This window comes from Spongiibacter sp. (assembly GCF_984394615.1).
In genome coordinates, this window is record NZ_CFHTQA010000058.1 from 1 (window position 1) to 15,552 (window position 15,552).

The window sequence follows — 15,552 nt, forward strand, 5'->3', positions numbered from 1 at the left end:
CCGTCGTCGGCAAAGTTGTTCTTACCCAGTTGCTTGACCTTGTTAAAGGCCTCGCGCAGCACCGCCTCCGAATCGCAGACCTGCATGCCGATACCGCCGCCCCCGGCGGTACTTTTGAGCATCACCGGGTAGCCAATATCGGCCGCTTCCGCGCAGGCGGCGTCCACATCCGCCAGCAGACCCGAACCCGGCGGCAAGGGCACACCCGCGGCGGCGGCTATCTCCCTTGCGCGGTGTTTCAAACCAAAGCTTTGCATCTGCTCCGGGGTGGGGCCAATAAAGGTAATTCCCGCCGCCTCACAGGCACTGACGAAGGTCGCGTTTTCACTGAGAAAACCGTAGCCGGGGTGGATCGCCTCGGCGCCACAGGCGCGGGCAATTTCCAAGACTTTGTCGCTGTTGAGATAGGTGTCGGCTGCACCGCCCTCGCCGAGGCTGTAGGCTTCATCGGCCTGACGCACATGCAGACTACGGGCGTCGACGTCGGCGTAGACCGCCACGGAAGTGATGCCCATTTCGCGCAAGGTACGAATAATTCGGGTGGCGATGGCACCGCGGTTGGCAATCAATACTTTCTTGAACATGCTGGTCCGTTGCGGGCCGTCCCGCTTGTGTCTACGACAGTGGCCGTCCACTGAAGTCGTTGGATCGCTTGTTAATCAGGCCGCCCAGATCAGGCACTCGACCGGGGTCGGGTTGTAGGCATTGCAGGGGTTGTTGAGCTGCGGGCAATTGGAAATGAGCACAATGGTGTCGACCAGCGCTTTCAGTTCTACATATTTCCCCGCGCCGGAAATACCGTCGGCAAAGCTCAGCTCACCGTCTGCCGTGACCGGTACATTCATAAAAAAGTTGATGTTATGACCGATATCCCGCTTGCTCAGCCCGTACTCGGGGTGCTCGGCAATAGCGAGCATCCAACTGTCGCGACAGGCGTGCATGCAGCGTTTTTCCAGGTCGTAACGCACGGTATTGCTTTCGGTGGCGCAGGCACCACCCAGGGTGTCGTGACGACCGCAGGTGTCGGCCACAATTTCCAGCATCGGGCGATTCAGGGTACTGCGCAGCACAGAGCCAGCGGTCAGGTAGACATTGCCCTGTTCGCGGATGGTGTCGGTGGCGCTGTAGCGCTCAGCGGGATCGTCGGCGCAGAAGAACAGCGTATCCGCCGCCTGATTCCCCTCTAAATCGAGGATGCGCAGTACTTCTCCGGCGCCCAGTTTCGCAATGTAGTAATCCCCGGCGTCGATCTGCTCGCGGCGCAGTGCTGTATCGGCGAGGCGTTCACTGTGTTTAATCATGTTTCTCTCCTCAGGCGCCCAGGTAATACAGTGCGTTGTTGGCAAAGCCACGACGGTTTTCGTCGCAATGATTGAGGCAGATATCGTCCTCGGTCATCGGCTCGGCCACGCTCAATTCCACACCAATGCGGCAGCGCGGATAATCGGCAGCGGTGTTCAGCGGGTGAGGACAGGCGTGAATCAGCATCAGGCAATCCATCTCAATCCGCAGGGTCAGCGTGCTGCCCGGCGCACTGTGCCCGTCGGCCAGTTGCAGATTGCCCTCGTCGTCGGTTTCCACCTTGCTGAAGACATTGATGTTGGCGGCCATGTCCGCGGCGCCAAGACCGTATTTCGCCAGCTCAACCAGAAAGGCGTCATGACCATTCTGATGCCAGTCGTTGCGGTCGTGCTGATAGTCGCGACGGCCCCAGCGCGCATCAATATGGCTGGCGTGGCTATTGCCACACACCGTGTCATGCCAGCCCAGATCATCGTCGACAATCGAGGCAAAAATGCGCCCCATATCCGAGTACAGGCAATTGCCACGAGTCAGTTTGAAAGTGTGTTGACACTTGAGGGTGTCCGGCGCGTTGTAGCGCTCGAGCAGGTTGCGCGGGTTATAAAACAGCAGCCCGGCATTGCCGTTGCCGTCGATATCCTGCAGCCGCAGCAAGGTGCCGCGACGCAACTCCAGCGACCAGTGACCGCCCGGCGCGATGGTGGTTTGATAGTGATTCATGAGGCTAACTCCTGACCCGAACTGCTCAGGCCACTGTCAATTTCTTGCAATAACTCCGGTTCGCAGGCGCCCACCGGCAGGTCGTAGGTAATGCCTGCGCCGTAGGTGTTCGGCGCCTGGGGATCAACCCGCAGTTTGTCGAACACCCACAGACGGGTGCCCAGATGAAAGCCCTCGGCCAGATCGTGGGTCACCATAAACACCGTGAGCTTGTGCTTGCGCCACAGCGACAGCACAAGCTCATGCATATCGGCGCGAATGCCGGGATCGAGCGCCCCGAAGGGCTCATCCAGCAACAGAATGCGGGGCTTGAGAATCAAGGCCTGGGCGATAGCCAGGCGCTGGCGCATACCGCCGGAGAGTTCATCCGGATAGCGATCCGCCATATGCGACAGTCCCACGGTATCCAGCATCGCCATGGCTTCCTCGCGGGCGGCGCGCTTGCGCTTGCCCCAGAGAAAACCCAGCGCAGAGCCTTCAAAGGCGCGGGCAATGGTGACGTTTTCCAACACCGTCATGTGGGGAAATACCGAGTACTGCTGAAAGACCACGCCGCGCTCGGCATCGGGCTCGTCGGCAATGGGTTTGCCGTCCAGCAGAATCTCGCCCTGACTGGGCACATCGGTACCCAGCAACATCCGCAGGAAGGTACTTTTACCGCAGCCCGAGGCCCCCACCAGGGTGATGAACTCCCCCTCTTTCACGGTAGAGGAGATGTTTTCCAGAATGACGTTGTCGCCGTAGCGCTTCCATACATTGCGAATCTCGATCATGAGCGACTCTCCTGCCAAGGGTAGGCCCAGAGGCTGAGCTTGCGCAGTACCAGGTCGATGACGAAGGCCAGCAGGGCAATCCAGGCCACATAGGGCAGGATCACATCCATCGACAGGTAGCGGCGCACCAGAAACACGCGGTAGCCAAGACCGTCGGTGGAGGCGATGGCCTCGGCAGCAATCAGGAATAGCCAGGCACTGCCCAGCGACAGGCGCACAGCGTCAATCAGTCGCGGCATCAATTGAGGAATCAGCACCCGCAGCAGGATCTGCCCGCTGTTCGCCCCCAGCGTTTGTGCCTTGACCAGTTGCTCGCGGGGAATTTCCAGGCAGCGTTTCTGAATATCCCTGGCGATAAAGGGCGTCACGCCGATGGCAATCAGCGCCACCTTGGAGACTTCACCCAAGCCGAACACAATAAACAGGATCGGCAGGATCGCCATCGGGGGAATCAGCGACACCACCGTCAGCAGCGGTGCCACTCCCGAGTACGCCAGCGGGAAGGCCCCCGTACCCAAACCGAACAACATACCCAGCGAGGCCGCGATCAGCATGCCCAGTCCAAGGCGGGTCAGGCTGCTGAGCGTGTCCTGCCAGAAAAGGTATTCCCCCGTGCGCTTGCTGGGCTCGAACGCCAGGCGATGTATGGCATCGCCCATCTGCTCAAAACTGGGCAGCAATTTGTCCTGGGGGTTTTCCGCCAGCCGCGCATCCGAGGCCAGTACGTAGATCAGCAGCAATAAAGCAAAGGGCAGTAGCGACAGGGCAATGCCCCATACCCGCGACGGTTGCTGATTGATAAGTCGTCTCATAAAAGCTTCCAGGCTAAAGAGAAGTGTTGGGCGATGCCTGGCACCGCCCGCGGAACCGGCTTACAGTTTGCCGTCAGCCGCCATCTGCATGTAGCTGGGGTTGAAGCGCAGCTTGATATTGCCTTTATTGCCGTACACCCCGGCAGGGGTTTCGATACCGATAAACCCGGCATCCGGCGCACCGTCACCCAGCAGACCGTGAGCGAAAGAGAACTCTGCCACGCTCTGCATCGTCGTTTTCAGGTCTTTGCTGCGCGTGAAGCTGACCGCGTCGGCGGGCTTGTAAAACATCTGTGTGCTGGCGAGCTGGGCGTCATACCCGGCCAGATCCGTGCCGGACGCAGTTGCCATTGCGGTGCGCGCTGCCACTCCTTTCTCATCGGCAGCACTCATGGTTGTCATGATTTCATACCAGGCACCGGTCAGTGCCTTACCCAACGCAGGGTTTTGCTCAAGCACCTCGGTATTCACTACCAGCATGTCGATGATCTCGCCGGGGATTTGCGAAGAGTCGAACACTTTGTTGGCGCCGGGCATGCCCAGAATTTCGCTGAGCAGCGGGTTCCAGGTCACCACTGACGTGACGCCTGCCGTGGGATAGACCGCCACCATGTCAGCGTCGGAGGTATTTACCACGGTCACATCCGCCTCGCTCAGACCCACGCTGTCCAGCGCCCGAGCAAGCAGATAATGCGAGACGCTCAATTCCACCAGATTCACCTGCTGCCCCTTAATGGCCGCCAGTGAATCTTCCGCTTTGAGCACAATGCCGTCGTTACCGTTGGAGAAATCGCCCACGATCAACGCGGTGCTGTCGACGCCACCTGCAGCGGGAATGGTCAGCGCGTCCATATTGGTCATGGCGCAGGCGTCAAAAGCGCCAGTGGTGTATTGGTTAATCGATTCGATGTAATCGTTGATCTGCACCACATCAATTTCAATGCCGTATTTCTCGGCCCATTTGTCGACGATCTTCTGTTCGTCGCCATAGCCCCATGGCATCCAGCCCACATAGATAGACCAGCAGACTTTAAAGCTGTCTGCGGCCAGACTGAAAGAAGAAAAGCTGAGTGTCAGTAACAGTGTCGCTAGTCGTTTCATCGCCTGCCTCCGGCATAGGTTACGCGGTAAATAGAGCACTCCTGGCAGTCTGCTGCCGATCGTCTCCCGGGCTTTTGTCCCGCCGTGTAACCTGTTCCAAAGCAGCGTTGACCGCGTTTCAGAAGAGGTCGAAAGCTCTCGGACCAGCCGTTGCAATAGCTGCAACCGGAACCCTAGCTTTCCATTGCCAAATTGTGATGCCTGAACGGCATGTCCTGCCTTACCAAGAGTGCGGACGCAAAGGCTGATACAGATTTCGTGCCAAAACCCCTGCAGCCTTTACAAACAACCGCTTACCGACCTTGCAGCATTTCGCCCACCACCAATGCGCCCTCTAACAGGGCAGCACCGTCCCGCCACGCACAAAAACAAAGCAGGAAACACCACTAAAGCACAGCCTGCATCGCGCGCGACGCAACCCCTCCCCTTTCATGGCACGCGACATAAAAACGCCATCAAACTGTAAACATGCCTCCCTATGATCACTCGCGGTAAGTCATTAAGCATTGCCCAATATTCATCCACTAAGGATGGCGCGCCGAGGCGCGTTAATGAGAAAAGTCCTTTCGAGACCAGGAGCTTCCACATGCGACTTAAAACCGCCTTATTGTCAGGGGTGCTGCCCTTAGCAATAGCTGCATACAGCCATGCAGAGATACTGCCCGCGAGCCAGACCAGTAACAGCTGGTTCAGCGACGGCAAAGCGCTGACTGAAAACAAAGCCGGCAACACGGCAAATAACAGCAGCGCCAAAAACGTGATTCTGTTTGTGGGTGACGGCATGGGTATCTCGACCCTCACCGCCGCTCGTATTTTGCAGGGCCAGCAAAACGGCCAGACTGGCGAAGAAAACTTTCTGAGTTTTGAAAGCTTCCCCTATAGCGCACTGGTGAAAACCTACAACGTGGATGCGCAGACCCCCGACTCAGCGGGCACGATGACGGCCATGATCAGCGGTGTTAAAACCGATGCCGGCGTTATCGGCGTGAGTGAAGCAGTTGAGCGCGGCGATTGCGAATCGGCCCAGCAGAACCCGCTGATTACCGCCATTGAGCTGGCCGAACTGAAAGGCCTGGCAACCGGTATTATTTCTACCGCGCGGATTACCCATGCCACCCCCGCTGCCGCCTATGCCAAATCTGCTGACCGCAACTGGGAAGACATCAGCGATATGCCCGCTGCGGCGATTGATGCGGGCTGCGAAGATATTGCCTCGCAGCTGATCAACTTCGAAAGCAATTTGGAAACCCGCATCGACGGTGCCGACGTAGACGGCATTGACGTGGTCATGGGCGGCGGTCGTCGCCACTTTCTGCCCAAGGACGCCAGTGCCAACAGCCCCGATGCTCTCAGCAGTGTTGAAGGTGACCGCACAGATAGCCGCAATCTGGTGACCGAGTGGCAAAGTCAGTACAGCGATGGCGTTTATGTGTATGACGAGGACGGCTTCAATGCGGTCGATGCTGCCAGCACCAACCGCCTGTTCGGTCTGTTCAATGAGTCCCACATGCAGTACGAAGCTGACCGCGCCAATGATGTGGCCGGCGAGCCCTCACTGTCGGCCATGACCGGCAAGGCCATTGATATTCTGGCTAAAAACAACAACGGCTACATGATGGTGGTGGAATCCGGTCGCATCGACCACGGCCATCACGCAGGCAGTGCCTACAGCGCCCTGACCGATGCCATTGAATTTGCGAATGCGGTACAAACCGCCATCGACAACACCAACCCCGATGAAACACTGATTCTGGTCACTGCTGACCACAGCCATGTGTTCACCATCGCCGGCTATCCCAAACGCGGCAACCCGATTCTGGGTAAAGTCGTATCGGTCGGTAAAACCACCCCCGAACTGGCCGCCGATGGCATGCCCTACACCACGCTGGGCTATACCAATGGTCTGGGCTTCCGCGCACTGGGCAGCGAAACCGATGGCGACGCCAGTTACAGTGCTGGTCCGGATACTGGTCGCAAAGATCTGAGCAGTGTCGACACCACCAGCACCGGCTACCATCAAGAGGCACTGGTACCACTGGGCTCAGAAACCCACGCGGGTGAAGATATCAGCCTGCATGCCATGGGTCCCGGCGCCAGCAAGGTACAAGGGGTCATCGAACAGAACGTCGTCTTCCACGTGATTAATCAGGCGCTGGGTCTGATCGACGCCGAATAAGGAGAACCACCATGAACAAGTTTACACTCACCCTTATGACTGCAGCGATCGTCGGCCTGACTGCCTGTGGTGACGATGGCAAGAATGGCCGCAATGGAATGGATGGCCAGGACGGACAAAATGGTCAAAGCGGCCAGGATGGTCAAAATGGCCTGAACAGCCTGATTACCCAAACGGCGCTGGCCGTGGGTGACAGTAACTGTCCCGGCGGCGGCACACGTATCGACAGTGGCCTGGACAGCAACGCCAACGGCGAGCTGGACAGCAGCGAAATCACCGCGACCAAGTACCTTTGTGACCCCCACACTCCGGACGAGTCCGTTGACCTGATGGCCAACACCCGCAACAACGCTTGGTTCCAGGCGGCGGCAACTCGTGTCAGCAACCCGGAAGCGCCAGTGCTGACCCGCGGCGCGGCCAAGAATGTGATTCTATTTGTCGGCGACGGCATGGGTATCTCGACGGTAACTGCCGCGCGCATTCTGGAAGGCCAGCTAAAAGGGAAGCTGGGCGAAGAACATAATCTGAGTTTTGACCTGTTCCCCTTCTCAGGTCTGGCAAAAACCTACAACACTGATGCGCAGACGCCTGACTCCGCCGGCACCATGACGGCGATGATGAGCGGTGTTAAAACCGATGCCGGCGTCATTGGCGTCAGCGAAGCCACTGAGCGCGGCGACTGCGGCACCGTTGCCGGCAACGAACTGGTGACCGCGCTGGAGTTGGCAGAAATCGCCGGCAAATCTACCGGCATTCTGTCTACTGCCCGCATCACTCACGCGACCCCGGCAGCCACCTATGCCAAATCGGCTGACCGCAACTGGGAAGACATCAGCGATATGCCGGCCGCTGCCGTCACTGCGGGTTGTGAGGATATCGCCTCGCAGCTGGTGAATTTCGAAAGCAATCTGGAAGCGCGCATCAGCGGCATTGATGTCGATGGCATCGACGTGGTGATGGGCGGCGGCCGCCGTCACTTCCTGCCGAAAGACGCCAGCGCCAACAGCCCCGATGCCCTCAGCAGTGTTGAAGGTGACCGCACAGATGGCCGCAACCTGGTTACCGAGTGGCAGACCCAGTACGCCGATGGCAAATATGTCTTTGATGAAACGGGCTTCCTTGCGATTGATCCGGAGAACACCACGCGCCTGTTTGGTTTGTTCAACGAGTCACACATGCAGTACGAAGCCGACCGCAACAATGATATTGCCGGCGAGCCTTCACTGCGCGACATGACGGCTAAAGCCATCCAGATTCTGGACAACAACCCGGAAGGCTTTTTCATGATGGTGGAATCTGGCCGCATCGACCACGCTCACCACGCCGGTAATGCCTACGGCGCGCTGACCGATGCCATTGAGCTGTCAGAGGCCGTTGCCAAGGCGGTGGAGCTGACCAATCCAGAGGAAACCCTGATTATCGTCACCGCTGACCACAGCCACGTGTTCACCATTGCGGGCTACCCCAAGCGCGGCAACCCAATTCTGGGCAAGGTCGTGTCTGTGGGCAAAACCTCACCGGAGCTGGCCGCCGATGGTATGCCGTACACCACATTGGGCTACACCAACGGTAACGGCTTCCGCGACCTGGGTGACGAAACAGACGCGGATGCCGGTTACGATCTGCCGATCAAGACCGGCCGTCAGGACCTGTTGTTTGTGGATACGGAGTCTCCCGGCTACCACCAGGAAGCGCTGGTACCGCTCGGCTCTGAAACCCATGCAGGTGAAGATGTGGGCGTCTATGCCAAGGGCCCTGGTGCATCACTGGTCAGCGGCACCAACGAGCAGAACCTGATCTTCCACGTGATGGACTATGCCGCCGATCTGGTCAACGCGGCAAACGCCAAGCAAGTGGCACCGTAACACCGCCGTTCAGCGGGCCGTTCGCGGCCCGCTTTTCTGTTTTTTGGATATTGATACCGAGTTTCACCATGCCAATTCCTCATTTTTACACACTGCTTCTCAGCCTGACCTTACTGGCCAACCCGGCCATTGCCGAGCGCTGTAACAGCGATGCGGCGATTGCCGCCCACTACCGCATTACCGAGAAGCAGGGCCCCCAGACCCGCCAGCGCGATCTGGTACTTTGGCGCCATGATGGTCGCATCGCCCATCAATACCCCCAGCGCGACATCACCGAGCTGTGGGAATACAACACGGCGGGACACCCCCGGCTGCTGCGCAGCTTCGACGCCTATCAGCGCAGCATTGAATATGCCCCCAATGAGATTCCCAATGCGGCCAGCGCCGACGACTGGTCGCGCAAACAGCAGTTGATCGCCAATTCACAGATTGCGGCTATGCAGCAGCAGGCAAGCCGCGGTGAGGGTTGCGAGCAACGCAGCGACTACACACTGGATGAAAACGGCGCCCACAGCGACTTGCAGTGGCTGCCCCAGCAACGCCTGATTGCCGAGCTGCACTACCAGCGCGGCAATTACGAAGAGCATTGGACACTGATGTCGGTCAATCGCGATGCCAAAGCCGTAGCGGCTTTCTTTGCCGAACGAGACGCCTTCCAGAGCACCGACTACAGCGATATTGGCGATAACGAGAGCGATCCCTTTTTGAGCAAAATGATCAATCTCGGTTTTATCTCCCACGGCGCTTCAGGCATCTACAACAGCCAGGGCCAGGATATCGGTCACGGCCATAATCATTGACGTCAGGGCACCAGACACTGGTGCCGCCACTGCCCGGCGCGGTCGCGCTGATAGCGGTAACGCCGGTGCAGACCATCAGGGCTGGCGGACCAGTGCTCCAGCCAATCGACCTGCAATCGAAGCCCTCGGGCATTGGGGCTGAAGGGAATATCATCAGCGGTATGAGCGCGACGCAAGTCATCAATGCCAGCCGCTAAATCGTCCTCGTCAGCCAGCTCGCTGCTTTGCGGCTGGCACTGCGCATAATAGTGATCCAGCCATTTGCTGCCGTCGGGCTTATGCTGCCAGTGACGGCGCATTTCGTCCTCCTCAAGCAACTGCCAAGCCCCACGCAGTCGGTACTGACGCATCTGCGACGGCCAGAACAACAGTAGCTCACTGTGACCACCGGTCATCAGCGCTCGCCACTTTGGCGAACTGTCGTTGATGAAGATTACCGGCCCACGCTCAGCCAGTTCACGCAACACCAATGTCCGTAGGCTAAGCTCGCCATTTTCAACCGTTGCCAGCGTGCAGGTTTTAGCGGCGGCGTCCCCTTCCGTCATCGCCTGTTGATAGTGTTCACGCAATGCCTGTAAAGGCTTGTCGTGCTGAGCGATCATTGCCGTTCTCCCCGTCTTTTGGCGGGCAGTATGGCCCATCGTTGATTCCTCACCAAGGCGTCCGCTCCACAGATGCTTGACTTTTGCCCTCGACAATATACTGTACATTTATACAGTTATTTTGACGAAGCGTGTGTTATGTCGCAATCACCCAGCCTCAACGAGCTACTCACCCAGCAGCCACTCTGGCGCGCAGGCCGCGCGCCGCTGAACATCGCGCGCGCGGGAGAAGCTATAGACAGTGGCTGGCCGACGCTGAATGAAGCCTTACACCATGGCGGCTGGCCTCGCAGTGGCTCCTGCGAATTACTGCACAGCGCCGTGGGCATTGGCGAGCTGAGCCTGGTATTACCGGCACTGAGCGCCCTCAGTCAACGCCAGGGCATTGCCTGGGTATCGCCGCCTTTCTTGCCCTATGCTCCCGGCTTGCACCAGCAAGGCCTGATACTGGAGCAGCAGTTTCTCTTGCAGGCACCGCCCGCGCAGCAGCTCTGGTGCACCGAAGAAGCACTGCGTAGCGGCGCCTTTGCCGCGGTACTCAGCTGGTCAAGGGATGATCTTCCCCACCGGCAGCTACGGCGCCTGCATCTCGCCGCTCGTGACGGACACTGTTGGCACCTGCACTTTCGGCCCGGCCATTGTGAACAACAGGCTTCGCCCGCCCCACTCCGGCTGCGCCTCACCGCTGAAACAGCCGCGCTGGGTGTCACCGTACTCAAACAACCCGGTGGCCATGCCGGGCAATCTCTCAGCCTGCCTCGCCCTGCAGCGCTGCTGCACCGCCAGCGCCCGGCCCGGCAGTGGCCCGTATCTCTACCTCCGCGACGCCGAATGGCCTTGCATTCCACAGCGGGGCAGAGAGCAGAGAAAGCAACGTCTCCGGCACGAGCATCGGTCTGAGTATGCTGTATCTGTGTTTGCGTTTTCCCCAACTGGGGCTGGAAGCACTGGGCAATAGCGTCGACCGGGAGCAGCCCTCTGCACTGCTTGAAAACGGCCGACTGCGACTGTGCAACCGTATTGCAGAGCAACGGGGGCTCTCTCCCGGCATCAGCACCGGACAGGCGCAGGCACTGTGCCCGGAACTGCATTGTCATCCACGTGACGTCCTGCGTGAGCAGCACTACCTGCAGCGGCTGGCACTTTGGGCCTATCGCTTCAGCGACGATGTCTGCCTGAGTGGAGAAGACGCGCTAATCATCGAGATCAGCCGCTCGAGGCGCCTGTTTGGCTCCATACAACGCCTGCATCGGCGTCTACTCGCTGCTTACCAGCGCCACAACATCACTGTGCAGGAAGGCCTTGGCCCTACTCCGCTCTGCGCAGAGTTACTCAGCTTGAAAGGCATTACCGTTGCCGCATTACTGGCCGATGACGGCAGCTTGCAGCGCCCTGCCATGAAGCGCCAGCTCGCCAGCCTGCCCTGTCAGGTACTACCCACCTCCAGCAAGACCCACAAAGCCTTACACAGCATGGGGCTACGACACTTGGGCGAGGTATTGGCCCTGCCGCGTAAAACGCTGCTCAGTGGTTTTGAGCCGGCATTCTGCGATGCCATCGACCGACTGACCGGTCGCAGTGAGGATGTTCGCCCACGTTTCCTGCCCGGCGAGCGTTTTGTCGGAGAGCGCACACTGCCCGGAGGCGTGCAACACAGCGAGCAGCTTCGCCCCGCCATCGACGAATTATTACAGGAACTGGCAATCTATCTCCGTCTTCGACAGACGCTGCCCCAGTCACTGAACTGGCGATTTCACTATCTGGACGGCCAGCATGAGGACTGGCAAACGCCGCTGTCACTGTCACATTTCGAGCGCCCGGCCCTGCTGGCACTGGTGATGCTGCAACTCGATGGGCGGCGACTGCCGGGAGCGGTCGAGTCTATTGAACTGCACTGCCATCAACTGACAGCACTGCAGCCTCGGTGCGAGCAACTGTTCAGCGATGCCGAGCAGGAACAGCGAAACGCCCAACAGATGCTGTTCAACAAGCTCCGCTTGCGCGTGGGTGAACACGGCATTCGCCGCCTTCAACAACGGGAAGACTGGTTGCCCGAATACCAGGGTGTCGCTTGCCCACAGTCAGCCTATCGGCACAGTAAAATAGCGGCAACCGTTGCATTGCGCCCCACCGTGCTATTGGCTGAGCTGCAGCCACTGCCCGTGCAGGAAGGACGGCCCCTGTGGCAAGGGCGACTGGAGCTGCTCCAGGGGCCAGAGCGTATCGACAGCCACTGGTGGCAGCAGCGCCAGGCCCGTGACTACTACATTGCCCGCCACGAACAACAGGGCTTGTGCTGGATCTTCAAAGATTGTCTCAGCCAGCAGTGGTACCTCCACGGCTTTTTTTCGTGAACAGCCATGCCTGCTCTGCTGAACTGTCAAAGCAATTTCAGCTTTCTATCCGCCGCCTCTCACCCGGAGGAACTGGTAATACAGGCGGATGAACTGGGCTATTCGGCGATCGCCTTGTGCGATGAACTGTCACTGGCGGGCATCGTCCGCGCCTGGCGAGCAGCAAGGGAGCGCTCTATTCGGTTGATCTGTGGCAGTCGGATAAGTCTTGATGACGGCATACAGCTGCTACTGTTGGCCCCAAATCGGCGGGGCTACAATCAGCTTTGTGCACTGATTAGCCACGCCCGCCTGAATAGTCCCAAAGGCGAATACCACTTGGACCGGCAGACACTCGCACGCTTCTGCAGAGACTGTCTGGCTATTTGGTTGCCAGCAATACCCGGCCATGACGAGGCCTCAGGGCACTTCTTACGCGAGTGCTTTGGCGAGCGACTCTGGCTGGGGATCAGCCTGGATTGCCACGCTCAACAGGAACTGCACTATCTGGCCAATTACGAGCTGGCAAAACGTCTTCACTTACCCATGGTGGCAGCCCCCCATATCCGTATGCACAGCCGTCAGCGCCATGCACTGCTGGATGTGCTGACCGCAACCCGCCTGCACTGCAGCGTCGACCAACTCGGACAGCAGCGCCCCAGCAACAGTGAACACCATATCAAGCCACTATCCCTGCTAAGCCGCGACTATCCCCCCGCATTGCTTGAGGAAAGCGACCACCTGGCCAAACGCTGTGAGTTCCGCCTTGATGAACTGCGTTACCAATACCCTACCGAGCTGGTGCCCCGCGGCCAGGCGGCCTGTGACTTTCTCCGCAGTCTGACGGAAGCGGGCGCCAAACAACGCTGGCCGTCGGGCGTTCCCGACACGGTACAGAATCAGCTGGAGCGCGAGCTATCCCTGATCGCCGAACTGAAGTATGAGCATTACTTCCTCACGGTATACGACATTGTTCAGTTCGCGCGAAGCCAGCAGATCCTCTGTCAGGGCCGCGGCTCAGCCGCCAACTCTGCGGTTTGTTACTGTCTGTATATTACCGAGGTGGATCCCAGTCGGGCGCAACTGCTGTTTGAACGCTTCATTTCCAAGGAGCGTAATGAACCCCCTGATATCGACGTAGACTTTGAGCACGAACGTCGAGAGGAGGTCATTCAGTACATTTACAGAAAATATGGCCGCAATCATGCCGCGCTGGCGGCAACGGTGATCAGCTACCGGCGACGCAGTGCCGTACGGGATGTCGGCCGTGCACTGGGATTTGATGAAGCGCTGATCAGCGCGCTTAGCCAGAACATGGCTTGGTGGGATGACAGCGCCAGTCTGCCCGAACGCTTGCGGGAAGTCGGCGTCGACAGCAGTCAATCCCGAGGCCAATTGTTTGTCCAGCTTATTGAGGAAATTCTGGGCTTTCCCCGCCACCTTTCACAGCATGTAGGCGGCTTTGTCATCAGTCGCGCTCCTATCGCCACACTGGTGCCTCAAGAAAACGCCAGTATGCCGGACCGAACTGTAATCCAGTGGGATAAAGAAGACCTTGAGAGTCTGGGCATGATGAAAATCGATATCCTGGCCCTCGGCATGCTCAGCGCACTTCGACGCAGCCTCCACTATCTCAGTGAGCGCTTGGGCAAGCCTATGCAACTGATGGACATTCCCGCCAACGACGACGCCACGTTCGAGATGCTTTGCAACGCAGACAGTATTGGTGTCTTTCAGATCGAATCGCGCGCCCAAATGAGTATGCTGCCCCGACTGCAGCCGCGCAGCTTTTACGACCTGGTGATTCAGATTGCGATTGTCCGACCCGGCCCGATTCAGGGGGGCATGGTGCACCCCTTTTTACGACGTCGGCAGGGTATTGAAGAGGAGGTGTATGCCAATGCAGCCATCCAGTCGGCACTCGGGCGTACAATGGGCGTACCCATCTTCCAGGAACAAGTCATTCAGCTGGCAATGGTCGCCGCCGGATTCAGCGGCGGTGAGGCGGATGCACTTCGGCGGGCCATGGCCAGCTGGGGGCGCAACGGCCACTTGGAACGTTTTAAGCAAAAACTGATTTCCGGCATGCTGGAGCGAGGTTATGAGGAGGAGTTTGCCGAACGGCTGTTCAGCCAAATGAAGGGGTTTGGCGCCTATGGCTTTCCGGAATCACACTCTGCCAGCTTTGCCTTGCTCGCCTATGCCTCCGCCTGGATAAAACGCCACCACCCCGCGGCATTCTTTTGCGGCTTGCTCAACAGCCAGCCGATGGGGTTCTATTCACCCTCTCAGCTCTGCCAGGATGCCCAACGCCACGGCGTCGAACTACTCCCGCCGTGCATTAATCACAGCCACTGGGAGCATAAGATTGATTACCAGACCAAGCAGCCGCGACTGCGCCTTGGGCTGTGTTTAGTCAAAGGGCTGAGCGAATCCCTTGTCAGCCAACTGGTCAGCTGTCGGCAGCAAGACGGCCCGTTTCAGAGTATTGGCAACTGCCTCGACAGGCTGACACAACAAATCCATTACGGTGAGCAACTTGAACAAGCCCTGAAGCGACTGGCCGCCAGTGACAGCTTCCACAGCCTGGAAAAAAATCGTTACCAAAGCTATTGGCAGATTCAGCAGTACCGCCCCAGTGCGGTTCTTAAGGGCAATAGCGCACACCGGCTGGCCCTTGCAGAACCCTCGGAAGTAGCGCATGTTGAACAGGACTATCGGCATACCGGCTTGAGCCTTCGACGCCACCCCATCGCCTTATTGCGGGAGCAGCAGCTTTTGGGTAATTGCTTGAGCACAGAGCAAATTAAAGGCAGTGCCGATCGGCGCTGGGTCAGTCTCGTCGGATTGGTCACCTGTCGCCAACGGCCGGGCAGTGCGTCAGGCACACTCTTCATCACCCTCGAAGATGAAACCGGCAACAGCAATATTATTGTCTGGCCAGACCTGCAGCAGCGCTACCGCCGCGAGATATTGCAAAGTCGCCTACTGAAAGTGAGCGGAACGGTTCAAAAGAGTGAATGCAAGAGCGGAACGGGTGTGATCCATATTCTTGCTCAATACCTGCA

Annotated in this window: 13 protein-coding genes and 1 riboswitch; of the genes, 6 read left to right on the top strand and 7 right to left on the bottom strand. The window is 58.5% G+C overall.

Annotation, left to right across the window (positions count from 1 at the left end):
- From AC5DB9_RS15445 to AC5DB9_RS15470, 6 genes are all read right to left on the bottom strand, one after another.
- Positions 1–584 (bottom strand): biotin carboxylase N-terminal domain-containing protein (locus AC5DB9_RS15445; RefSeq protein WP_491732081.1); only part of this gene is annotated, 584 nt, incomplete at its 3' end.
- Positions 585–659: 75 nt separating this feature from the next.
- The gene (locus AC5DB9_RS15450) at positions 660–1,301 is read right to left on the bottom strand and encodes an urea amidolyase associated protein UAAP2 (RefSeq protein WP_022959991.1); all 642 of its coding nucleotides are present in this window, start codon (positions 1,299–1,301) and stop codon (positions 660–662) included.
- A gap of 10 nt (positions 1,302–1,311) precedes the next feature.
- Positions 1,312–2,022 carry an urea amidolyase associated protein UAAP1 gene (locus tag AC5DB9_RS15455; RefSeq protein ID WP_272990097.1) on the bottom strand — a complete coding sequence of 237 codons (711 nt, stop codon included), beginning with the start codon at positions 2,020–2,022 and terminating at the stop codon, positions 1,312–1,314.
- Positions 2,019–2,795 (bottom strand): ABC transporter ATP-binding protein, encoded by a 777-nt coding sequence (locus AC5DB9_RS15460; protein WP_022959993.1) that lies wholly within the window; start codon positions 2,793–2,795, stop codon positions 2,019–2,021. The genes AC5DB9_RS15455 and AC5DB9_RS15460 overlap by 4 nt, the downstream gene beginning before the upstream one ends.
- Positions 2,792–3,607, bottom strand: a complete 816-nt coding sequence (locus AC5DB9_RS15465) for an ABC transporter permease (protein WP_022959994.1) — start codon at positions 3,605–3,607, stop codon at positions 2,792–2,794. Before AC5DB9_RS15465 ends, AC5DB9_RS15460 begins: the two co-directional genes overlap by 4 nt.
- A gap of 60 nt (positions 3,608–3,667) precedes the next feature.
- The gene (locus AC5DB9_RS15470; protein WP_272990103.1) at positions 3,668–4,708 is read right to left on the bottom strand and encodes a putative urea ABC transporter substrate-binding protein; all 1,041 of its coding nucleotides are present in this window, start codon (positions 4,706–4,708) and stop codon (positions 3,668–3,670) included.
- Between the two features lie 61 nt (positions 4,709–4,769).
- Positions 4,770–4,896, bottom strand: a riboswitch (guanidine-I (ykkC/yxkD leader).
- Between the two features lie 398 nt (positions 4,897–5,294).
- On the opposite strand from AC5DB9_RS15470, the gene AC5DB9_RS15475 reads away from it, so the two are divergent.
- The 3 genes from AC5DB9_RS15475 to AC5DB9_RS15485 all read left to right on the top strand — a co-directional run bounded on the left by AC5DB9_RS15475 (position 5,295) and on the right by AC5DB9_RS15485 (position 9,549).
- Positions 5,295–6,884: an alkaline phosphatase gene (locus AC5DB9_RS15475; RefSeq protein WP_272990105.1), complete on the top strand. Its 1,590-nt coding sequence runs from the start codon at positions 5,295–5,297 to the stop codon at positions 6,882–6,884.
- Positions 6,885–6,895: 11 nt separating this feature from the next.
- Positions 6,896–8,749, top strand: coding sequence for an alkaline phosphatase family protein (locus AC5DB9_RS15480; RefSeq protein WP_273008958.1), 1,854 nt, complete (start codon positions 6,896–6,898; stop codon positions 8,747–8,749).
- Positions 8,750–8,817: 68 nt separating this feature from the next.
- Entirely contained in the window at positions 8,818–9,549 is a 732-nt protein-coding gene (locus tag AC5DB9_RS15485; RefSeq protein ID WP_022959998.1) for a hypothetical protein, read from the top strand.
- 2 nt (positions 9,550–9,551) lie between these two features.
- Here the strand turns inward: AC5DB9_RS15485 and AC5DB9_RS15490 are convergent, their stop codons facing one another.
- Positions 9,552–10,151: a pyridoxine 5'-phosphate oxidase C-terminal domain-containing protein gene (locus AC5DB9_RS15490; RefSeq protein WP_272989886.1), complete on the bottom strand. Its 600-nt coding sequence runs from the start codon at positions 10,149–10,151 to the stop codon at positions 9,552–9,554.
- 138 nt (positions 10,152–10,289) lie between these two features.
- Here AC5DB9_RS15490 and imuA point away from each other — a divergent pair, with 138 nt between their 5' ends.
- The 3 genes from imuA to AC5DB9_RS15505 form a co-directional block, all read left to right on the top strand.
- On the top strand, positions 10,290–11,051 hold the full coding sequence (gene imuA / locus AC5DB9_RS15495; RefSeq protein ID WP_272989888.1) for a translesion DNA synthesis-associated protein ImuA: 762 nt from the start codon (positions 10,290–10,292) through the stop codon (positions 11,049–11,051).
- Positions 11,052–11,053: 2 nt separating this feature from the next.
- Entirely contained in the window at positions 11,054–12,505 is a 1,452-nt protein-coding gene (locus AC5DB9_RS15500) for a Y-family DNA polymerase (protein WP_272989891.1), read from the top strand.
- A gap of 6 nt (positions 12,506–12,511) precedes the next feature.
- Positions 12,512–15,552 (top strand): error-prone DNA polymerase (locus tag AC5DB9_RS15505; RefSeq protein ID WP_491732082.1); only part of this gene is annotated, 3,041 nt, incomplete at its 3' end.

Coding starts and splice junctions, on each gene's coding strand:
- AC5DB9_RS15450 (WP_022959991.1), bottom strand. CDS start 1,301: ATGATTAAACACAGTGAACGCCTCGCCGATACAGCACTGCGCCGCGAG.
- AC5DB9_RS15455 (WP_272990097.1), bottom strand. CDS start 2,022: ATGAATCACTATCAAACCACCATCGCGCCGGGCGGTCACTGGTCGCTG.
- AC5DB9_RS15460 (WP_022959993.1), bottom strand. CDS start 2,795: ATGATCGAGATTCGCAATGTATGGAAGCGCTACGGCGACAACGTCATT.
- AC5DB9_RS15465 (WP_022959994.1), bottom strand. CDS start 3,607: ATGAGACGACTTATCAATCAGCAACCGTCGCGGGTATGGGGCATTGCC.
- AC5DB9_RS15470 (WP_272990103.1), bottom strand. CDS start 4,708: ATGAAACGACTAGCGACACTGTTACTGACACTCAGCTTTTCTTCTTTC.
- AC5DB9_RS15475 (WP_272990105.1), top strand. CDS start 5,295: ATGCGACTTAAAACCGCCTTATTGTCAGGGGTGCTGCCCTTAGCAATA.
- AC5DB9_RS15480 (WP_273008958.1), top strand. CDS start 6,896: ATGAACAAGTTTACACTCACCCTTATGACTGCAGCGATCGTCGGCCTG.
- AC5DB9_RS15485 (WP_022959998.1), top strand. CDS start 8,818: ATGCCAATTCCTCATTTTTACACACTGCTTCTCAGCCTGACCTTACTG.
- AC5DB9_RS15490 (WP_272989886.1), bottom strand. CDS start 10,151: ATGATCGCTCAGCACGACAAGCCTTTACAGGCATTGCGTGAACACTAT.
- imuA (WP_272989888.1), top strand. CDS start 10,290: ATGTCGCAATCACCCAGCCTCAACGAGCTACTCACCCAGCAGCCACTC.
- AC5DB9_RS15500 (WP_272989891.1), top strand. CDS start 11,054: ATGCTGTATCTGTGTTTGCGTTTTCCCCAACTGGGGCTGGAAGCACTG.